Source organism: Pseudomonas sp. MLB6B, from assembly GCF_054508135.1.
The window spans coordinates 3,113,538-3,134,119 of the sequence record NZ_CP199313.1 but is presented as its reverse complement, the minus strand read 5'-3'; the positions used below and the strand labels follow the sequence as shown (position 1 = coordinate 3,134,119).

Here is a 20,582-nt window from a genome sequence, read left to right as displayed (position 1 = left end):
AGCCCCTGCAGGCCCGGAATTGCGCGCCGCATGGCACCTGAGCCAACGCGCATCAGTCTGGTTTGCGACACTGGCTGCACGTCCGCTGTGCGCAAACCGACAGTTCAGCGCGTGCGCCGGCCCAACACCGCACTTCCGGCGTTGCCCGCCAAGCGGCGATAGACCAGCGCCGAGGCCATGCACAACCCGCCGGCCAACCCCATGACCCAGGCGACGTCGCTCTGGGTGACCGCGGCGTGGCCGCGCACGGCCATGACCAGGCTCAGTCCGGCAGCGGCCAGGCCCACCGAGACGCTCATCGTCAGTTGCACACTCATCGCCGAGAGGCTACTGGCGCCGCTCGACCGCTCAGGTGGCACGTCGGCGTAGGTCAGCGCACCCAGGGTGCTGAACTGCAGGGAACGGATCACGCCGCTGACGAACAGTACGAGCACGATCACCCAATACGGCGTCGACGGATCGAACAGCGCGGTGGCCGCCAGGCTCAGGCCGGTCAGCACGGCATTGCCGATCAGCGTGCGCTTGAAGCCGAAGCGGTTGACGATGCCCACTGCCAGCAGCTTCATGACGAATGCGCCGACGCCGCCGACGAAGCTCAACAGACCGGCCTGCAATGGGCTCAAGCCGAAACAGACCTGGAACAACAGCACCAGCAGAAAGGGCTGCGCAGCACTGCCGATGCGCATCAGGTTGCCGCCCCAGAAGGCGATCCCGAAGGTTGGAATCCGCAGCAAACGCAGGTCGATCAACGGGTGGGCGGCACGTCGGGCGTGCCGCACATACCCCAGCGCGCCGAGCAGGCCACCGACGATCAGCAGCACGGCCCACGCGCGCGGTAGCAGACCATGGCCCAGCGCTTCGCAGCCGAACACTAGCCCTGCCAGCCCCACAGCGCTCAGCAACAGGCCCGGCTTGTCCAGAGGCCTGGCATCCAGGCCGGGATAGTCGGGAACATGCCGCAACACCAACCCCACCCCAAGCACGCCGATGGGCAGATTGATCAGAAAGATCCATTGCCAGGACAGCAGGGTCACCAGCAGGCCACCCAAGGGCGGGCCCAGCACCGGCCCGATCAACGCCGGGATGGTCAGGTACGACATGGTCCGCAGCAGATGTTCGCGCGGCGACCAACGCAACAGGATCACCTGCCCCACCGGCACCATCATCGCCCCGGCCGCGCCTTGGGCCATGCGCGCCAGCGACAGCTGCAACAACGAGGTCGAACAGGCGCAGGCCACGGACGCCACGGTGAACAGCCCGATGGCGACCACGAACACCCGCCGCGGCCCGAACCGCTCCGCCGCCCAACTGCTGATCGGCACGAACAGCGCAGCGGCCAGCAGATACAGGGACACCACCAGGTTCATGCGCACACTGGGCTCGGAAAATTCCGTAGCCATCTGCGGCAGTGCGGTGAGCACGGCCGTCGCGTCGATCAGCTCCATGAACAACGCGCAGCCGATGATCATCGGGATGCGCCAGAGGGGCGTGGCGGTCGCGACGGCGCTCGTCGGGTCGGCCCGCGCAGCCAGGCTGTGCTCGATGCCCATGGTCGGTGTGCACCGCTTGCGCGTCAGAACAACCCCGAGGTCGGCGGCGGCGTGCCTTTGAGCTGCCAGGCACCCACCGCTGCGGCTTTCCATTGCCGCGGGTTGTGGTTGGCCACGGTGCGCGCGTTGCGCCAGTGGCGATCCAGGTTGTGGCTGCGCCCGGTGGTGGACGCCCCGCCCACATCGAACAGCCACTCGGCGGCCTTGAGCGCGGATTCGGCGGCGATGTACTGCGCCTGGGCGACTTCCACTGCGGCCTGGTCGACGGCCTGTGGCAGCAGGTCCGCCGCCCAGGCGCGGTCGATGGACTCGGCCGCGCGCAGCACCACGGCCTCGGCCGTGAAGGCCCGGGCCGAGATGTCGCCCACGCTCAGCTCCACATAGGGATCGTCGACCGAACGGGTGGCCGTACTGTGCTTGATCGGCCGTGCATGCCGATTGGCGAAATCGACGGCATCGTTCAGGGCGTTGCGGGCGATCCCGGCCTGCACCGAGGCCAGGAACAATTGCAGGAAGGGCGTGACAATGGTGCGCTTGCCTTCCTCTACCGTGCGGGTGCGGATTTCTTCAGGCCTGACCAGCACGTCATGCAAGTGCGTGGTGCCACTGGCCGTCAGGCGCTGCCCCATGGCATCGAAATCGTCGAGCAACTCCAGGCCCTGGCGGTCGCGCGGCAGGATGAACGACACCGGCTGGTCGTTCTCGTCCAGCGCCACCGCACTGACCCAGTCGGCGTACAGGGAGCCGGTGCTGTAATACTTGCTGCCACTGGCCCGGTAGTGGTCACCCTCACGCACGATGCGCGCGCTGACCGACCCGTTGGCGCCGCCGATTTCCCAGCCGGCGTTGCCCACCACCGCCCCCTCTAGGTAACGGGCGAACCAGCGTTCGCGCTCTGCCTCGGCGCCTTCGGCAGTCGAGGCCAGCAAGCCTTCGACGAAACCGAAACCGGGGCGCAACGCCTGGGCGACGTTGGAGTCGGCGGCGGCGATGCGCACCAACAGCGCGACGACGTCCTTGACCGCCCCCCCGGCACCGCCGTAGCGCGTGGGGATGCGCGTGGTGAACAGCCCCGCAGCGGCGATCTGCGCGACCGCCTCATAAGGGAGCTGCCGCTCGCGTTCGCGTTGCGCAGCACCGGCGGCGATCTGCGGCAACAGCAGGTCGGCGCGGGCGTTGAGTGTTTCGACCGTGAGGGCGACGGGTTGGGCGACAGCGGACAACGTACTCATGACAGTTCCTTGTGCAGGCTGCGGCTTGGCAGCACTAGATAGCGATTTTCCACAGGCGGGATTCGTCGAACAGCGACGTCGGGTGCTCGGGTTCCAGGGGCGGCACCACCAGCGCGGCGCCCGAGCCGGGCAGGCGCGGCACGACCCCGAGCAGACGACGGGTGTATTCGTGTTGCGGGTGGTCGAACAGCGTCTCGACCTCGGCGCTTTCCACCACCTGGCCGTGACGCATCACCAGCACGTCGTCGCTGACATGGCGGATCACACCCAGGTCATGGGAAATGAACAGGTACGCCAGGCCCAATTGCGCCTGCAGGTCGGCCAGCAGATCGAGCACTTGCGCCTGCACCGAAACGTCCAGCGCCGACACCGGCTCGTCGCAGACGATCACCTTGGGATTGCTGGCGATGGCCCGGGCGATGGCCACCCGCTGGCGCTGGCCGCCGGACAGTTGCAAAGGCCGCCGACCCTGCAGATGCGGGTGCAGCCGTACTTGTTCCAGCAACTGTGCGATGCGCGCCGGTTGCTGCGCGGGCTCGACACCGGCGACGTCCAGCGCATCGGCCAGAATCTGCCCCACGCTCCAACGCGGGTCGAACGAGCTGAGTGGGTCTTGATAGATCACGCTGATGTCGCGCCGGTGCAGGCGCCGCTCCTTTTCCGGCACCTGCCGATCGCCCGCCGCGGCCCAGAGCCGGTCGAGAAAGCGCACTTCCCCGGCGTCGGGTTGCAACAGGCCCAGGACGATGCGCGCCACGGTGGTCTTGCCCGACCCGGACTCGCCGACGATGCCCAGCGTTCTGCCGGCGCGCAGCTCGAAGCCGACCCCCTCGACGACCTGCAGCACCTGTCGATCCGGGCCCAGGTAGCGCTTGCCCAGCCCGACGGCCTTGAGCAGCACCGGCGCGTCCTGTCGCGTGCGCGGCGCCTGGAGGGCGGTGGACTGTCCCGGCGACAGGCGCGTACCGCGCGCGTGCTCGGCGGGCACGGCATCGAGCAGTGACCGTGTATAGGGGTGGCGCGGTGCGCGCAGCACCTGCTCCATGGGGCCTTGCTCCACCGTCTCGCCGTGCCGCAGCACCAGGACCTCGTCGGCCAGTTGCGCCACCACGGCCAGGTCGTGGCTGATGATCAGCAGCGAATCGCCGCGGGCCTTGATCTGCTGCAACACTTGCAGGATCTGCGCCTGCACCGTGGCGTCCAGCGCCGTGGTCGGCTCGTCGGCGATCACCAGGCCCGGATCGAGCGCCAGTGCGCTGGCGATCAGCGCGCGCTGGCGCAGGCCGCCGGACAGCTGGTCGGGGCGTTGCCGGGCGCGCAGGCGCGGCTCGGGGACCCCCACCAGCTCCAGCAGCTCGACCACACGCTCGTGGCGGCTGTGCGAGTCGCCCCAACGATGGGTCTGCAACACTTCGAGGATTTCCTTGCCCACCGGCCGCAGCGGGTCCAGCGACACCAAGGCATCCTGCAATACCACGCCGATGTCCTTGCCGCGCAGCGCCTGCCAGCCGCGCTCGGAGAGGCTGAGCAGGTCGCGCCCGGCATAGTTCAGACGCCGCGCGGTGATCCGCGCGCCCTCGCCCGCCAGCCCGATCAGGCTGCGCGCGGTCACGCTCTTGCCCGAGCCGGACTCCCCGACCAGGGCCAAGGTCCGGCCCGGCTCCAGGGTGAAGGACAGGTTGCGCACCACCGACTGCCCGGCGAACTCGATGGACAATCCTTCGACGATCAAGCGTTTGCTCTCGCTCATGACAGACGGCCCTCGAGGCGTTGTTGCAGGTAGCGGCCGGCCACGGTGGTCGACAGCGTGGTCAGGACGATGAACAGCCCTGGAAAGAAGGTCAGCCACCAGGCATGGGCGATGAAGTCGCGGCCCATCGACAGCATGGTCCCCCACTCCGGAGCCGGAGGCCGGGCGCCCAGGCCGAGAAAGCTCAAGGCCGACGCCCAGACGATGGCCTGACCTACGCCCATGGTCAGGGTCACGATCAAAGGCCGCATGGCGTTGGGCAACAGTTGCCGCGTGATGATGCGCAGCGGCGCATGCCCCAGTGCCCGCGCCGACTCGATGTAACCGGCGTTGCGCACTGCCAGGATCTGACCGCGCACCATGCGCGCGTAACCCGGTGCGGCGCCCAGACCGGTGGCCACGATCAACGGGCCGATGCCACTGCCGAAGATGGCCACGAACAGCAGCGCCAGGATCAGGCTGGGAAAGGCGAACAGCACCTCCAGCAACCAGCCCACGCTGCGGTCGAGTTTCGCCCCGCCCAGGCCGCTGAGCAGCCCTAGCACGATGGCGATGCCCATGGCGATGGCGGTGGCCGCGATGCCGATCAGCAGCGACTGGCGGGTGCCGTGGATGACCCGGGAAAAGATGTCGCGCCCGGACTGGTCGGTGCCGAACCAGTGCGACCAGCCCGGCGGGTGGAAGGCATCGCGCGGCACGATGGCCAGCGGATCGCTGTGGGCGAACCACTGCGGCGCAATGGCCGCGACGATGACCAGCGACAGGAACGCCAGCGCCAGCAGTGGCCCGACGCGCAGGCGCCGCGGGGTGCGCTGTACGCGTACCCTGGCCTGGGAGTTCTCCAACGTCAGTTCGCTCATGCCACAGCCCCTTTTTGCCGAGGGTCGACCCACAGGTACAGGAGGTCGACCAGAATGTTGGCCAGCACGTAGCCGGCGGCGACCACCAGACTGATGCCGATGGTCAGCGGCAGGTCCTGGGTCTGCACCGCCTGGTACAGCTGACGGCCCAGGCCCTTGCGGGAAAAGATCACTTCGATCACCACCGCGCCACTGATCAGCGCGCCGATGGCCCAGCCCGACAGGGAAATGCCCGGCAGCACGGCGTGGCGCAAGGCATGTCGGTAACGCACCGCCAGGTCGCCCAGGCCGCGGGTGCGTGCGGTCAGCACGAAGGGTTGTTCGAGGGTCAGTTCCAGCGACTCGCGGGTGACTTGGGCGATGAACCCTGCCAGCGGAATGGCCAGCGCGAACGACGGCAGTACCAGCGTGCGCCAGCCGTCGCTGCCCGCTGGCGGAAACCAGCGCAGGCCAAAGGCGAACACCGCCAGCAGCACGATGCCGAGCCAGAAGTGCGGCAACGCCGCCGACAGCGTTTCCGCCAGCGAGGCCAGGCGGCCGACCCAGCGCCGCCGCCCGGCGGTCCACACCGTCAAGACCAGGACCAACAGCCAGGACAGCAGCAGCGCGGAGAACATCAGCTCCAGCGTCGGCCCCGCTTGCTCGGCAAGCACGCGGGTCACCGGCAGATGCTGGGAGTAGGACACGCCCAGATCGCCCTGCACCAAGCGCAGCAGATAGAGCCCGTACTGCACCGCCAAGGGCTTGTCCAGCCCATACTCGCGGGTGACTTCGGCGATGGTTTCCGGGGTGGGGTTGCCGCTGGGGCCGCCGAGGATGGCCTGTACCGGGTCGCCGGGCATCAGGCGCAAGGCGAAGAAGGTCAGGGTCGCCACGGCCCACAGCACCACCAACCCGCCGCCCAGGCGCCACAGGGCACGGCGCCCCAGCTGCTGCAGACGTTCGCGGCGCGGCTGGGCCGGTACATCGTTCACGCTCACTCCGCTCATTTGTTCACCCATGCGTCATAGAGGTAGGTCACCGCCAGCGAAGGCTCCAAGCGCACCCCTTGAGTGGTCTTGTAGATGCCAAGGCGCGTGCTTTGCGGGTAGGTGGTCAGTTGCAGGTACTTGCTCGAGGCGATCTGCTGGGCTTTGTCGTACAGCGTCTTGCGCTGCTCCGGGTCCTGGGTCGCCAAGGCGTCCTGCAGCAGCTTCTCCAACGCCGGATCGGTGTAACCGGCAGTGTTCTGGTGGTAGCCACCGACACCGGCTGGCTGGATGAAATCAGCGCCGAAGATGATGCGCAGCACATCGGCGGTGTTGGTGTTCCAGTACCCCAGACGGACGTCATAGTCCCAGTCGGCCTGGCGCTTGGTGGCCTGCACGTCGCTCATCTGGTCGACGATCAGATCGAACCCGGCCAGGCGCGTGGTGGCCTGCACCTGCTCCCACAGCGTGTATTCCGACGGTGGCGTGCGGTTGCCCATCACCACGTGGACGCTCAGCCGCTTGCCGTCCTTGACCCGATAGCCTTCGCCGTCGCGTTGCGTCCACCCGGCCTGGTCGAGCAGTTGGCCGGCGCGCGCCGGGTCGTAGTCCTGGGCGCCTTCGAAGGCCGGACTGTAGAAGCGCGTGGCCGAACTCAGCGGGCCGCCGGCGCGCGGGAACTCGTCGAAGTACACGCTCTTGAGCGCGCCTTCGATGTCCGCACTGCGCACGAAGGCTTCACGTACCCGCAGGTCGTCGAACGGCGCCCGGGTGGTGTTGAGGGTGCCATTGGTGGGGTTGCCGGGACGCAGGGCGACCAGCACCTGAAGGTCGGGGTTGCGCCGCGCCGCTTCGTGGGATTCGGGGGGCAGCGCCTCGATCACGTCCACCTCGCCGGCCTGCAACGAGGCGAAGCGTACCGACGGTTCCTGGATGAACTTCCAGATCACCCGGTCGAGCCAGGCCGGGCCTTGGTGTTTGGCGGTCGGTGGTGCCCAGTTGTAGTCGGGGTTGCGCACCAGCTCGACCTGGCTTTGCCGGTCCCAGCGCACGACCTTGAACGGGCCGCTGCCCACCGGGCTTTCGCAGTTCTCGTCCCGTGGCCGGGCCAGCGCGGTCGGCGACTCGATGCCGAGGAACCCTTGCGCCAGCACTTCCAGAAACGCCGCATAGGGGGTGGCCAGGTGGACCACCGCCGTGCTGTCGTCGATCACCTCGGTGCGGCGGTACTGGCGGATGTACCCGCCTGCGGTGCTGGACTGGGTCTTGGGGTTGGCCATATGGTCGAGGTTGGCCTTGACCGCCGCCGCATTGAACGGCGTGCCGTCGGTGAAATGCACGTCGGTGCGCAAGTGGAAGGTATACGACAGGCCGTCCGGCGAGACCTCCCAGCGCTCGGCCAGCCAAGGCCCGATACGCCCTTGGTCGTCCATCGACACCAGCGAGTCCAGGTATTGCTGGCCGATGAAGACTTGCGGCATGTCGCCTGCCACGTGCGGGTCCAGGCAAGTCGGCTCGCGGTCCGTGGCGTACACCAGCGTACCGCCACGTACCGGCGTGTCGCTGCGCGCCACCTGGGCGCTGTCCTGGCCGCAGCCCGCAAGCATCCCGCAGAACGCCAACAGACCGATGAGGGGAGCCTGGCCGAGCCGCGAGCGTGCCGGGCCGCCAGGGGGGCGCAAATACAGATCGGGTTCTCGCATGGATCCTGATGCCTATGGTTCGGGGATTGAACCATTGCACAGGGCGTGCCGCTTTTTCGGCCCGTAAATACGGGGCTGGGCGGCTACGAGCGATGTCGGGAGCGACAATCTGTGGATGTACTGTTGGATGCCCAACATCGACCGATGCGGCTGGCCGAACAGCAAGGCTCGGCCACGCCAGCCGCTCCAACATAACAGTGCTCGTCAGGCCGGCGGTGCCGGCCATGGCGGCTGATCGTAGCGCCGAACCGGCCGCTTCGACAGTGCTGCGCGTTGTCAGGCCAGCCCGTTTGGCACCCCGATCACCTGGATACTCACTGTTGGAGCGGCTTTAGCCGCGATGGACCGCAAAGCGGTCCCAACCCAGGTTACGTCCGATGCCGTCAGCAAGGTTGGCGTGGGACCGCTCAGGCGCTGCCGCCCTGCTCGGCTCGTGCTCAAATGGCGATTTGCAGATAGAACCCTGGCGCAGGTCGCTCGTCGGGCCGACGTCGCGTTGCCGGGTGCCGAATATCCAGGTTCGGGATCGCCGCGATCAGCGTGCGGGTGTACGGGTGCTGGGGTCGGTCGAACACCGCGCGCACGGAACCGGTTTCCACCACCTGGCCGTCCTTCATCACCAGCACCCGCTCGCTGACATGGTTGATCACGCCCAGATCGTGGGAGATGAATAGGCAGGCCAAGCCCAGACGCTGCTTCAGGTCGTCCAGCAACGCCAGGATCTGCGCCTGCACCGACACGTCCAGCGCCGACACCGGTTCGTCGCAGATCAGGATCTGCGGCTCGCTGGCCAGCGCCCGGGCGATGGCGATGCGCTGCCGCTGGCCACCGGACAGTTCGATCGGGCGCCGTGCCAGCACCGCCGCGTCCAGACGCACCAGCGCCAGCAACTGCTGCGCGCGGGCGCGCCAGGCCTTGCGCGGCACATCGGCGACGGCCAAGGCCTCGAACAGCACGCGCTGCACGCTGTAGCGCGGATCGAACGAACTCAACGGGTCCTGGAACACCACCTGCACCGCTCGCCGCGCCTGGCGCTTCTGCGCGCGATCGAGTTGCGACCACGGCCGACCGGCGATGCGGACCTCACCGCTGTCAGGGCTTTCCAGACCCAGGATCAACCGGGTCAGGGTGGTCTTTCCGGAGCCGGATTCGCCGACCACCCCCAGGGTTTCGCCGCGTCGCAGTTGCAGCGACGCCGCTTTGAGCACCGTGCGCCTGTGCCCGTCCGGGCCGACGAACGACTTGCTCAGCGACCGGGCTTCCAGCAACACCTCGGTCGTAGCCGGCGCCTGCGCGGCCACCAGCGCCAAGGGTTGCCGATGGGGCTGAGGCTGGAAATGCACGGCGCGTGCGGCCTGCAACAGCGACTGGGTATAGGCATGCTGCGGATCGTGCAGTATCTGCTCGGTCGTGCCCTGTTCGACGATCACGCCGTGGTGCATCACCGCCACGCGGTCGGCCAGGCGTGCCACCACCGACAGGTCGTGGCTGACCATCAACAACGCGTTGTCTTCACCGCGCAAGCTTTCCAGCAGGGCGATCACCTGCGCCTGTACCGTGGCGTCCAACGCTGTGGTGGGTTCGTCGGCGATGATCAGCCGCGGATTGCAGGCGATCGCCGAGGCGATCAGCGCACGCTGGCGCAAGCCGCCGGACAGCTGCCAGGGGTACTGGCTTGCGCGCAGTTCGGGTTCGGGCACGCCGACCGCGCGCAGCAGCTCCAGCACACGCGAGCGCCGCGCGTGTGCGTCGAGCGTGGTATGCACCTGCAATGGCTCCTCGATTTCCGCGCCGACCCGTCGCAACGGATCGAGCGCACCTAGCGCATCCTGCATGACGAAGCCGACACTGGCACCGCGCAGGCGTTGCCAGGCGCGTTCGTCGAGACGGCGCAGGTCGATGCCCTGGAACGCCAGTTTGGCGGCGTCGATCTGCGCGCCGGGGCCGGTGAGGCCGGCCAGGGTGCGTGCCGTCACGCTCTTGCCCGACCCCGACTCGCCGACGATGGCCAGGCACTCCCCGCGTTCGATCCGCAGGCTGACGCCGTGCAGCACCGGCTTTGCCTGGCCGAAGCGCACGCTCAGGTCGCGGACGTCCACCAACGGCCCAAGGGCATGGATGTGCGTGTTCATAACGGTTTTCCTTCGCTGCGACGCAGCAGTTCGCGGCCAATGGCGCTGATGGAAACGACGGTGAGGATGATGAGTAACGCAGGCCAGGCGACCAGCCACGGCGCATTGGCCAGAAAGCTGCGGCCGATGGCCATCATCCCGCCCCATTCCGGGGCCGGTGGCGGCGCGCCGAAGCCCAGGAAACTCAAGGCGGCGCCGGCCGTGATGGTGCCGCCGACACCGATGATGGCCAGGATCAGCACCGGCTTGAACGCATTGGGCAGGACATGCCGCCACACCACGGCCAACGGCGACTGCCCAAGCGTCGTCGCCGCTTCGACGTACCCGGCCTGGCGCACGTTGAGGGTCTGGGCGCGCACCAGGCGCGCATAACGCGGCACGGCCGCGATGCCCACGGCAAGGATCAGGTTGGCGGTGCCTTGGCCGAAGAAGGTGATGATCACCAGCGCCAACAGCAGGTCCGGGAACGCCAGCAACACGTCGATGCCGCGCATCAACGATGCGTCGAGCCAGCGCGGCCCGAGCCCCGCCAGCAAACCGAGCAGCGTGCCCCAGGCCAAGCCCAGCGCCGTGGCCGCCAGGCCCATCAGGAGCGACGGGCGAACGCCGAAAATCAGCCGGCTCAGCACGTCACGGCCATTTTCGTCGGTACCCAGCCAGTAGCCGGCCGAAGGCGGCTGAAAGGCCAGCCGCGCCGTAGCGTCCAGCGGATCGTACGGCGCCAGCCACTGCGGTACGGCGGCGGCCACCAGCAACAGCAGCACGAACGCCCCGGCGATCCACAAACCCGGACGCAGCCGTGTCCACTGACCCAGGCCCAGCGCGCGATGGCCGCCGTTGCCGAGGGCAGGCCCGATGACGACGGTTTCGATTGACTGAGACATTGCGATCTCCTTCTGCACCTTCAAACGGTGGCGCTACGGCGCTTGCGCGCTGCGAACCGCGCATTGTCAGACGTACCGCCCCACGCTCAGGTGCGTAGGCCGGGCATAGGGGCTCAGGGCGCCGGATTGGGCGTGCGGTTGTGCACGGCCTGCACCTGCGCCTTGATTTCGTCGCTCAGGGTCACGTCCAACGCGCTGAGGTTGTCGCGCAATTGCGCCAGCGTGGTCTGCCCGGTCAGGGCGCTGGTGACGAAAGGCTTGTCGAGGACGTAGGCCAAGCCCAATTGCGCCGGCGTCAGGCCATGTTGACGGGCGATCTCGACGTAGCCGGCGACCGCCTCCTGGGCCGATGGGCTGTCGTAGCGGTTGAACGTGCGGTACACCGCCGAGAGCCGCGAGCCTTCCGGGCGTGCGCCATTGAGGTATTTGCCGGTGAGTGCGCCGAAGGCCAGGGGCGAATAGGCCAGCAGCCCCACGCCTTCGCGGTGGCTGAACTCCGACAGCCCACCTTCGAAGAGGCGATTGAGCAGGCTGTAGGGGTTCTGGATGCTGACGATGCGCGGCAGGCCCAGGCGTTCGCTGTGCTTGAGGAACTGCGCGACGCCCCACGGCGTTTCGTTGGACACGCCGATATGACGGACCTTGCCAGCCTTGACCTGCTCGGCCAGCACCGCCAGGGTCTCCTCGATGGCGACGCTGCCCGTATCGTCCTGGTAGGGGTATTCGCGCTGGCCGAAGATGTTGGTGGTGCGGTCGGGCCAGTGCAGCTGGTAGAGGTCCAGGTAGTCGGTGTTCAAGCGCTTGAGGCTGCCTTCCAACGCCTCGACGATGTTGCGTTCGTCCAGACGGCTCAAACCGTCGCGGATGTGCCGCTGGCCGTTGGCGTCGCGCGCCGGCCCGACGATCTTGCTCGCCAGCACCACGTCGTCGCGCCGCCCACTGGCGGCCAGCCAGCTGCCGATGTAGCGCTCGGTGGTGCGCCAGGTCTCGGCCTGGGTCGGTGTGGGGTACATCTCGGCGGTGTCGATCAGGTTGACGCCGTGCTCCAGCGCCAGCCCGATCTGCTGGTGGGCATCGCTTTCGCTGTTCTGATGGCCCCAGGTCATGCTGCCCAGGCCGAAAACGCTCACGTTGATGTCGCTGTTGCCCAATTGGCGGTAACGCATGGTGGATCCTTATCGAAAGAGAACCGACGCCGCAGGTCAGGCCCGCAGCGCGTATTGGTTGGTGGGAAACGGCAACCCCAGGTGCTCGCGCAGGGTGCTGCCGGTGTACTCGCGACGGAACAGCCCTTGCCGCTGCAGCAGCGGTACCACTTGGTCGACGAAGACCTCCACGCCGGAGGGGAACATGTCCGGCATGATGTTGAAGCCGTCCGCCGCGTGCGCCAGGTACCAATGGCTCAGGGTCTGGGCGACCTGCTCGGGGGTGCCGACCAACAGGCGGTGACCGACCAGAATCCGCCGCGACAACTGGCGGATGCTGAGGTTTTCCCGGCGTGCCAGGTTCAGTTGCGCTTCGAGAAAGCCCTGCGAGCCGCGCTCGAAATCCGCCACGGCGCCAATGCGCTGCCACGGCAGCGGTGCGTCCGGGTCGAGCTCATGGGCCGCGATGCCGATGCGCCCCGCTACCTGTTCCAGCAAACCGTGCTCGCCGTGCCAGGCGTTGAGCTCGTCGAAACGCGCATGGGCTTCGGCCTCGGTACTGCCGATCACCGTGGAGAGCCCCGGCATGATCTTCAGGTGGTCGGGGTTGCGCCCCCAGGCGGCGGCGCGGCCTTTCATCTCGCGGTAGAACTGCTGGCCGTCCTCCAGGGTGGTCTGGGTGGTGAAGATGGCATCGGCGTAGCGCGAGCCGAGGGCCTTGCCGCCTTCGGACGACCCGGCCTGCACCAGCACCGGCCGGCCCTGGGGCGAGCGTGGCACGTTCAGCGGCCCCTTCACCGAGAAATGCTGGCCGACGAAGTCGATGCTGTGCACCTTGCCCGGATCGGCAAAGCGCCCACCCCGGGCGTCGCCGATCACGGCGTCGTCTTCCCAGCTGTCCCACAGTTTGAGGGCGACGTCGATGAACTCGTCGGCGCGGGCGTAGCGGTCGACGTGCAACGGCGCACCGGCCAGGCCGAAATTCTGCGCAGCCGCATCGCCTGCGTTGGTCACCACGTTCCAGGCGGCCCGGCCGCCACTGATGTGGTCGAGCGAAGCGAATCGCCGGGCGAGGTTGAACGGGTCGTTGTAGGTGCTCGAGGCGGTGGCGATCACGCCGATGCGCTGCGTGGCCAGGGCCACGGCGGTCAGCAGCACAGTCGGTTCCAGGCGGCCGGCCGGTTGCTTGGACACATCGCCGACCAGCGCCGGGCCGTCGGCAAGGAAGATGGCGTCGAGGCAACCCCGCTCGGAAATCCGCGCGATGTTGCGGTAGTACTCGACATCCAGATAGGCGTTGGCGGCCACCTCGGCCGTGCGCCAGGCTCCGGCGTGCGCGCCGAAGCCAAGGATGTTCATGCCCAGGCTCATCTGCCCGGCGCGGATGTTGCTGCTGCTCGTGCTCATACTGCGCTCGCTTCGTCGCGCACGCTGGCCGCCTGCTTTTCGGCGTCGGCCGCCTGCAGACTGCGCCACGCCGCGTTCGGGGTGATGTCGTTGAGGTAGTAGTTGCCCAGCGCCCGCTCGCGGTGGATCGCCGGATTGTGCGAGGCCAGCGTGCGCGCGTTGCGCCAGTGGCGGTCGAAGCGCTGGCTTTCGCGGGTGGCCGAGGCACCGCCGACTTCGAACAGCAGCGTGGTGGCCTCCAGTACCTGTTCCAGCACGATCTGCTGGGCCTGGTAGGCGCGGATCTCGGCCTCGGTGTAGTGCTGCTCGGCCACGTAGCCGCCCTGCTCCGCCTCATGCACCTCCTGCAGTACCTGCGCCACGGCGAGGACTTGCGCGCGCGCCGCATAGGCCAGGCTGGACAGGCGCCCGATGACCCGTTGCACCAGCGGATCGTCCTTGGGGCTGGATTGCCCCGGAACGCCGAAGGTACGGGTCCGGCCCTTGACGAACGCGGTCGCGTCGCGCAACACCGCGTTGGCGATGCCGGCCAGGGTCGCCAGGTGGAACAGCTGGTAGAACGCACTCAGGTACGACTCGGCGCGCAGTTCGTCCTTCTTGAAGCGACGCACGATGTGCTGGGTCGGCACCTGCACCGAGGCGAAGCGCGTGGTGCCGCTGCCCGTCAGGCGCTGGCCGAATCCGTCCCAGTCGTCCTCCACCGACACGCCCTGCGCATCGGTGGGCACCGACAGACTGACGAAGTCCTCACCGTCCAGGGCCACCGCGGCAATCCAATCGGCGTACAGGGTGCCGCTGCAATAGAACTTCTCGCCGTTGAGCGACCAGGCCGTGTCGGGGTTGCCGGGCTCCTGGGCGTCGAGGGTCACCGAATTGCGCGTGGTGTCCGTGCGCTCCGCCATCGCCGCGCCCCACAACTGGCCGTCCGCCACTTTGGCTAGCCAGTAGGCCTGGGATGCCGGGTCGAGGCTGGACAGCCGGCCTTCAACGAAACCGAAGTGCGCGCGCAGGATCTGCGGCAGGTTGGAGTCGGCCTCGCCCAGGTCGATCAGCAAGCGAAACAGCTGCGGCAGGCTGGCGCCCAGCCCGCCCTGGGCCTTGGGCACGCGCAGGGCGCCGAAGCGCGCCTCGCGCAGCCACGAAACGGCGTCATGGGCCAACGCCCGTTCTTGCTCGCGGGCCACAGCGCCCTCGGCGATGCGCGCGAAGATTGCGCCGAAACGCGCCTGCAATTGCTCGTCGGTCACGGGATCGGAAATGGCAGTAGTCATGTTTTTTCCTTGTCGAAAGAGGCTTCGTCCGGTAGGCGACGCTCACGCATGGGCGCCTCGCGGGTCGATCCAGCGGTTGATCAGGTCGACGGCCAGGTTGACCAGTACGTACACGGCAGCGGCCAGCAGGGTCACGCCCAACACCATCGGCACGTCCTTGTTGCTGGCGGCCTCGAGCATCAGGCGGCCCAGCCCCTGGCGGGCGAACAGCAGCTCGATGACCACTGCGCCGCCCAACAGGCTGGCGAACATGAACCCGGCCAGGGTCACCAGCGGCACCAGCGCATGCCGTAGCGCGTGACGCAGGCGCACGGCCGTTTCAGAAAGGCCGCGCGCCCGGGCCATGGCGATGAAGGACTGCTCCAGGGTGTCCTCCAGAGACTGGCGCAGCAGTTGGGCCAGCACCGCCGCCACGGGCAGGGCCAGCGCCACGGTGGGCAGGATCAGCGCACGCCAGCTGTCGGAGCCGGACGGCGGCAGCCAGTGCCAATGGAAGGAGAACACCAGCAACAGCAGGATGCCGATGACGAAAGACGGCGACGACGAGACCACCAGCTCGGTCCCCGAGACCAGCGACCGGACCCAGCGCGAGCGGTTGGCCGTGAATGTCGCGACGACCAGCGCCAGGATCACGGCCAATACGCCTGCGCTGATCGACAGTTGCACGGTCGCACCGATCTGCTCGCCGATGGCCTGCGCGACCGGGATGCGCAAGCGGTACGACTCGCCCAGATCGCCGTGCAGCAGACGCCCCAGGTAATGGCCGTACTGCACGATCAGCGGTTGGTCCAGGCCGTATTCGGCGCGAACCCGAGCCAACGCTTCGGGGGTAGGCAGCGCCTCGGGGCCGCCGAGAATCGCCAGCGCCGTATCGCCGCCGCTGAAGTTCACCGCCAGAAACGTCAGCGTCGCCGCCCCCCAGAGCACGCCGACCCCGGCCAGCAGGCGCAGGGCGACACTGGCGAACGGATTCATGGCCGCCCCCTGTCCAGCCACACGCTGGGGAAATACGGCACGTTGTGGGAGGCGTCGAAGATCAGGCCCTTGACCTCGCGTCGATACGCAGCCAGCACTTGGCTCTCGACCGAGGGCACGGCGGGCACCGTTTCGGTCAGGCGCTTTTGCGCGGCGCCGTACAGCCGTCGCAGCTCGTCCGGGTCACGTGAGCGTCGGGCGGCGCTGAGCAGGCGGTCCAGTTCGGCATCGCGGAAGTTGCCCGAATTCTGGCCGATGAGCTTGGCCGTACTGATCGATTGGCTGTGATAGAGCACGAACAGACCGTCCGGCGTGTTGGTGTGCCAGTACCCCGCCGCCAAGGCCTGGAACTTGCCGGCGTAACGGCGCTCGGTGACGCGGGTCACCGGCAGCACTTCGATCGGCATGTCGAAGCCGACCTTCTTCAGGTCGGCCTGGATCGCCACCGAAACGCTGGCGGGAAAAGCTGGATTGTCGTAGGTCAGCAGCGTGGCCTTCAGGCGCTGGCCGTTGCGCGTGCGATAGCCCTGGGCGTCGCGTCCGGTCCAGCCGGCCTGGTCGAGCAAGGCGTTGGCTGCCGCGACGTCGTAGGCCAGCGCAGCGCCATTGGGCTGATAGAAGCGCGTATTGGCCGCCAAGTAGTCGGCCTTGCCGATGAACTCGCCGAACCCGGAAATCCAGGCCAACCCATCGCGGTCGATGGCTTTGGCCACGGCTCGGCGAACCCGCACATCGTCGAAGGGCGGCTGCTCCACGTTGAAGGTCATGCTGCGGCTCGGATTGCCTTTGCGGATGCGGCTGCGCAGCACCAGGTCGGGGTTGGCGCGAATGGCGGCGGCATTTTGCGGCGGCGCATCCAGGGCGAAATCCGATTGCCCCGACTCCAGCGCCGTGAAACGGATCATCGCCTCGGGCACGTAACTGAGTTCGATGCGATCCAGGTAGGCCTCACCGACGTGCCGGGTGACCGCTGGCGCCCAGTCGTAGCCCTTGCGTTTGACGAACACCGCACGCTGGTCGCGGGTGTAGCTCTGCAGCACGAACGGCCCGCTGCCTACCGGGTGTTGGGCGATGCGCTTGGGCGCTTCACGGATCTGTCTGGGTGAGACCATGCCCAGCCACGACTGCGCCAGCACGTCGAGAAATGGGGTGTAGGGTTCGCGCAGATGGGCTTGGAAGGTGTATTCGTCGATGACCTTGCCGCCGATGTAGGGCGCGATGTAGGCGGCGGCCAGGGGCGACTTGGTGGCCGGGTCGCGCATGTGCTCGAGGTTGGCCTGCAAGGCCGCAGCGTCGAAGCGCTCGCCGTCGCTGAAGGTGACGCCCTGACGAAGGTGGAAGGTGTAGGTCTTGCCGTCGGCGGAAATGTCCCAGGAGGTGGCCAGCCACGGCGAGATGTTGCCTTGTTCGTCCTGCGCCACCAGGCAGTCGAACAGGAGCCGCCCCATCCACTGCATGTTGCCGTGGGACAACGCATGGATATCGAAACTGCCGGCATCGGCGGCCGCCGATACCCGCAACGTTCCGCCTCTGCGCCCAGGCGCCTGTTCGTGGAAGTCCGACGCGGGATAGGTGACCACGCCGTCGACCCGATCGCCGTCTGCGTGTGCCTGGGCGGACGTTGGCGCAGGCGCCGGCGAACAGGCCATGAGCGCCAGGCAAATAGATAAGATTGGCAGTGTGTTGTAACGTGCGACCACAGCAAGTTCCCTAGTTATTCCGGCTGAAGTCTTTTCGATAGCAGCCCGTATAGGGACTATGCAGTGAGCATGCCAGGCTGATTTGCCCATTCATTTAAACGGTATCGAATGCCTGTCCGCCGTAGATATATTCCGCGCGAGGCCGTATAGATCGGGCGCTGCCCCTGGCCTGTTGAAGCGCTTGACTTTCGTTGGCCACCCGCGCGTCTGCGAGATCTTAATCTAACGATATAACCCGAGGCCTTAGTCGGCCTGCTGGATAACTTACAGACTGTGTTTTTACTGTTGGATTTTCGACATATTCCACAGCTGCGCCACTGTTTCAAAACAAACACCGTTTCAAAAAAAAAGCTGCCCACCAGCAAGCGGTTTTATCGATGGCATTAACCGAGGCCCTGATTTATCGCCCAGGAAGCGTTGGCATGGAAACTGCTGTAAGCACTGCAAGCATGACTATACGAATAGAAAGCTGATGCTCATTTATCTATTCATTGGGGAACACGTTAGATGTATTCAGCTTTTCGCGGAGCGTTGCACAGATTGCCGGTGGCCATTCGCAAGGCCACCTGGCTGACACTGGGATTGGGCTCGGCCCTGCTGCTGGCCCCCGGCGTACACGCCGACGAGCAAACACCTGAGACCGACACCCTCCAGACCGCCACACCACGGCTCAATACCGTCACCGTACAGGCGCGCAAACTTAGCGAAGCACAGAGCGCCAGGAGCCAACTGGCCGAAGTGCCGGGTGCCACCAGCGTGGTCGACAGCGAACAGGTGGGCAAAGGACGCACGGCCACCTTGCAGGACACGCTGGCTTACCAACCCGGTGTGTTCGTGCAGTCCACGGGCGGTAACGATGCGGCCAAGATTTCGATTCGCGGTTCGGGCGCCAACACCTCGCCTGGGTATTTCCGCGAGGGCATCAAGTTCCTGTTCGATGGCCTGCCCATCACCGGGCCAGGCGGCACCCCTTACGAATTCCTCAACGCCTCCGGGGTGAACTACACCGAAATTCTGCGCGGGGCCAACGCTTTCCAATACGGCGCACTGGCCTTGGGCGGCGGGATCAACTTCGTCAACCACACCGGCTACACGGCGCCGGGCCTGCGCCTGCGCGCCGAAGCCGGCAGCTATGGCTACCAGAAGCAAAGCCTGAGCCTGGGCGGCGTGGAAGGAGACTTCGACTACTACCTCAACGCCGACAACTACCGCAACGACGGTTACCGCGACTACAGCCTGTCGAAGAGTCAGGGCATCGTCGCCAATTTCGGCTACAGGTTCAGCCCGAAACTGGAAACCCAGCTGCTGCTGCGCTACCGCGACGAATATCACAACGACCCTAGCCCCACCACGCTCGACGCCGTCAAGCACCACACCCGCGACGCCAGCACCACGGCCGCCAGTAGCGGTGCTGGCAGCCGCCGTCCGGGCAGCGTTTGGGTGGGCAGCAAGACCACCTACACCTTCGACGACGACTCGAAACTGAGCGTCGGTGCGTCCTACTACGAGTACGCTCACAACAACAGCCCCAACAGCCCGTCCAACCCCAGTTACTGGGACTGGCACGATCTCTCGTTCGTGCTCGGCTACGAGCGCACCGATCAGCTGTTCGGTCACGAGAGCCGCAGCAATCTGGCGTTCACCTCCACCGAACACCTCAAAGGCGAGGTCAACTCCACGTTCGCCAGCAAGCAAACCCGCAAGTTCGTCGACTACGGTTCGTCGTTCGACCACGTGTTCTCGCTGGGCAACGATCTGCAGTTGGTCGACGGCCTGTGGCTGACCAGCGGCGTTTCCGCGGTCAACGTGCGTCGCCACGCCGACGTGAAACAAGCCTTGCAGGCCAACACCACCAACTACCCCAGCGATGTGACCTATGACAACTGGAGCCTGGCCCCGCGCCTAGGCTTGCGCTACGAGTTCACCCCGCAGTTGCAGGCCTTCGCCAACGTCAGCCGCTCGATCGACCCGCCAGCGTCTTGGGAGTATTCGGGTTCCGGTCCGGCGCTGCCTTATGTGCGACCGCTGGTGGAACAGAAAGCCAACACCGTCGAAATCGGCGTGAAGGGCTCGGCAGGCATCTTCGACGGCAGCCTGGCGCTGTACCGCTCGTGGGTGCGCGACGAATTGCTCAACGTGCAGATCATCGCCCCGACCGCTACGGCGGCGGCAGTTACCGGCGCCTTCAATGCCACACCGACCATCCACCAGGGTGTGGAGGCCGGCCTCGATACCCGCCTGTGGGAAAACCAGTCTGGCGAGCAGATCACCCTCCGCCAGGTCTATACCTACAACGACTTCTACTACCGTCATGACCCGACTTTCGGCGACAACCAGTTGCCTGGCATTCCCAAGCACATCTATCAGGGCGAGTTGCAATATGAACACCCCAGCGGCTTCTACACCGGGGTGAACGTGCAATCGGCGTCGCGCACCGCCGTCGACTACGCCAACACCTTCTATGCGCCCTCCTACACCCTCTTCGGCGCCAACGTTGGCTTCGAGGCGCCGAACAAAGACTGGAAAGTGTCGTTGGACGTGAAGAACCTGGCCAACAAGAAGTACGTCACGGCCGTACAGCCGATCTACAACGCCAACGGCCAGGACACGGCGGCGCTGTATCCCGGCGATGGCATCGGCGCTTATGTGGCGGTGGAAGTGCGCTACTGAAACCCCTGAGCTGCCACAGGGGTCCGGGCCCTGTGGCTCGCTCTTGCAGCGATGGAGGCGTCTGACAGGGCACCGAACCGCTGCTCTGGGCATGACTTGCGGTCGGGTCGGCACGCGCGCTATGACCCGCTGCTGCTCCAGATACTGCGCAGCAGACGCGCCGCCACACGCGGATCGAGCGCCGAACCGCAAAAAAATGCCACCCGGTTGGCATTACTGAGGTTTGCTTTCTGCCCGGCCCAATCGTTGTACTAGCATACCTTCCACCCGCAATACGGCCTCAGGATGCAGGCCCGTACCACGGCGAAACACCGCACCACACACCTCAGGGACGA

The 20,582-nt window shown here is 66.7% G+C and carries 14 protein-coding genes; 1 reads left to right on the top strand and 13 read right to left on the bottom strand.

Annotated features, from left to right (window positions below):
- Positions 1-104: 104 nt before the first annotated feature.
- From ACSMEV_RS13890 to ACSMEV_RS13830, 13 genes are all read right to left on the bottom strand, one after another.
- Positions 105-1,469 (bottom strand): MFS transporter, encoded by a 1,365-nt coding sequence (locus ACSMEV_RS13890; protein ID WP_459208351.1) that lies wholly within the window; start codon positions 1,467-1,469, stop codon positions 105-107.
- 104 nt (positions 1,470-1,573) lie between these two features.
- Positions 1,574-2,782: an acyl-CoA dehydrogenase family protein gene (locus ACSMEV_RS13885; protein WP_459205662.1), complete on the bottom strand. Its 1,209-nt coding sequence runs from the start codon at positions 2,780-2,782 to the stop codon at positions 1,574-1,576.
- 34 nt (positions 2,783-2,816) lie between these two features.
- The gene (locus tag ACSMEV_RS13880; protein ID WP_459205661.1) at positions 2,817-4,532 is read right to left on the bottom strand and encodes a dipeptide ABC transporter ATP-binding protein; all 1,716 of its coding nucleotides are present in this window, start codon (positions 4,530-4,532) and stop codon (positions 2,817-2,819) included.
- Positions 4,529-5,392, bottom strand: coding sequence for an ABC transporter permease (locus tag ACSMEV_RS13875; RefSeq protein ID WP_459205660.1), 864 nt, complete (start codon positions 5,390-5,392; stop codon positions 4,529-4,531). Before ACSMEV_RS13875 ends, ACSMEV_RS13880 begins: the two co-directional genes overlap by 4 nt.
- Positions 5,389-6,393 (bottom strand): ABC transporter permease, encoded by a 1,005-nt coding sequence (locus ACSMEV_RS13870; protein WP_459205659.1) that lies wholly within the window; start codon positions 6,391-6,393, stop codon positions 5,389-5,391. The genes ACSMEV_RS13875 and ACSMEV_RS13870 overlap by 4 nt, the downstream gene beginning before the upstream one ends.
- Entirely contained in the window at positions 6,378-7,967 is a 1,590-nt protein-coding gene (locus tag ACSMEV_RS13865) for an ABC transporter substrate-binding protein (protein WP_459208350.1), read from the bottom strand. Before ACSMEV_RS13865 ends, ACSMEV_RS13870 begins: the two co-directional genes overlap by 16 nt.
- Positions 7,968-8,500: 533 nt before the next feature.
- On the bottom strand, positions 8,501-10,195 hold the full coding sequence (locus tag ACSMEV_RS13860; RefSeq protein WP_459205658.1) for a dipeptide ABC transporter ATP-binding protein: 1,695 nt from the start codon (positions 10,193-10,195) through the stop codon (positions 8,501-8,503).
- Entirely contained in the window at positions 10,192-11,079 is an 888-nt protein-coding gene (locus tag ACSMEV_RS13855; RefSeq protein ID WP_459205657.1) for an ABC transporter permease, read from the bottom strand. The genes ACSMEV_RS13860 and ACSMEV_RS13855 overlap by 4 nt, the downstream gene beginning before the upstream one ends.
- Before the next feature lie 113 nt (positions 11,080-11,192).
- Complete coding sequence (locus ACSMEV_RS13850) at positions 11,193-12,245, bottom strand: NADP(H)-dependent aldo-keto reductase (RefSeq protein ID WP_459205656.1); 1,053 nt, start codon at positions 12,243-12,245, stop codon at positions 11,193-11,195.
- Positions 12,246-12,281: 36 nt separating this feature from the next.
- On the bottom strand, positions 12,282-13,631 hold the full coding sequence (locus tag ACSMEV_RS13845) for an LLM class flavin-dependent oxidoreductase (RefSeq protein WP_459205655.1): 1,350 nt from the start codon (positions 13,629-13,631) through the stop codon (positions 12,282-12,284).
- A complete protein-coding gene (locus ACSMEV_RS13840; RefSeq protein WP_459205654.1) occupies positions 13,628-14,902 on the bottom strand; it encodes an acyl-CoA dehydrogenase family protein in 1,275 nt (424 codons plus the stop codon). Before ACSMEV_RS13840 ends, ACSMEV_RS13845 begins: the two co-directional genes overlap by 4 nt.
- 42 nt (positions 14,903-14,944) lie before the next feature.
- The gene (locus tag ACSMEV_RS13835) at positions 14,945-15,877 is read right to left on the bottom strand and encodes an ABC transporter permease (protein WP_459205653.1); all 933 of its coding nucleotides are present in this window, start codon (positions 15,875-15,877) and stop codon (positions 14,945-14,947) included.
- The gene (locus tag ACSMEV_RS13830; protein ID WP_459205652.1) at positions 15,874-17,526 is read right to left on the bottom strand and encodes an ABC transporter substrate-binding protein; all 1,653 of its coding nucleotides are present in this window, start codon (positions 17,524-17,526) and stop codon (positions 15,874-15,876) included. Before ACSMEV_RS13830 ends, ACSMEV_RS13835 begins: the two co-directional genes overlap by 4 nt.
- 558 nt (positions 17,527-18,084) lie before the next feature.
- Here ACSMEV_RS13830 and ACSMEV_RS13825 point away from each other — a divergent pair.
- Positions 18,085-20,247, top strand: coding sequence for a TonB-dependent receptor family protein (locus ACSMEV_RS13825; RefSeq protein WP_459205651.1), 2,163 nt, complete (start codon positions 18,085-18,087; stop codon positions 20,245-20,247).
- Positions 20,248-20,582: the final 335 nt, after the last annotated feature.

Excerpts from the sequence above, each read along its gene's own strand:
- ACSMEV_RS13890 (WP_459208351.1), bottom strand. The coding sequence starts at position 1,469 with ATGATCATCGGCTGCGCGTTGTTCATGGAGCTGATCGACGCGACGGCC.
- ACSMEV_RS13885 (WP_459205662.1), bottom strand. The coding sequence starts at position 2,782 with ATGAGTACGTTGTCCGCTGTCGCCCAACCCGTCGCCCTCACGGTCGAA.
- ACSMEV_RS13880 (WP_459205661.1), bottom strand. The coding sequence starts at position 4,532 with ATGAGCGAGAGCAAACGCTTGATCGTCGAAGGATTGTCCATCGAGTTC.
- ACSMEV_RS13875 (WP_459205660.1), bottom strand. The coding sequence starts at position 5,392 with ATGAGCGAACTGACGTTGGAGAACTCCCAGGCCAGGGTACGCGTACAG.
- ACSMEV_RS13870 (WP_459205659.1), bottom strand. The coding sequence starts at position 6,393 with ATGGGTGAACAAATGAGCGGAGTGAGCGTGAACGATGTACCGGCCCAG.
- ACSMEV_RS13865 (WP_459208350.1), bottom strand. The coding sequence starts at position 7,967 with ATGCTTGCGGGCTGCGGCCAGGACAGCGCCCAGGTGGCGCGCAGCGAC.
- ACSMEV_RS13860 (WP_459205658.1), bottom strand. The coding sequence starts at position 10,195 with ATGAACACGCACATCCATGCCCTTGGGCCGTTGGTGGACGTCCGCGAC.
- ACSMEV_RS13855 (WP_459205657.1), bottom strand. The coding sequence starts at position 11,079 with ATGTCTCAGTCAATCGAAACCGTCGTCATCGGGCCTGCCCTCGGCAAC.
- ACSMEV_RS13850 (WP_459205656.1), bottom strand. The coding sequence starts at position 12,245 with ATGCGTTACCGCCAATTGGGCAACAGCGACATCAACGTGAGCGTTTTC.
- ACSMEV_RS13845 (WP_459205655.1), bottom strand. The coding sequence starts at position 13,631 with ATGAGCACGAGCAGCAGCAACATCCGCGCCGGGCAGATGAGCCTGGGC.
- ACSMEV_RS13840 (WP_459205654.1), bottom strand. The coding sequence starts at position 14,902 with ATGACTACTGCCATTTCCGATCCCGTGACCGACGAGCAATTGCAGGCG.
- ACSMEV_RS13835 (WP_459205653.1), bottom strand. The coding sequence starts at position 15,877 with ATGAATCCGTTCGCCAGTGTCGCCCTGCGCCTGCTGGCCGGGGTCGGC.
- ACSMEV_RS13830 (WP_459205652.1), bottom strand. The coding sequence starts at position 17,526 with ATGGCCTGTTCGCCGGCGCCTGCGCCAACGTCCGCCCAGGCACACGCA.
- ACSMEV_RS13825 (WP_459205651.1), top strand. The coding sequence starts at position 18,085 with ATGTATTCAGCTTTTCGCGGAGCGTTGCACAGATTGCCGGTGGCCATT.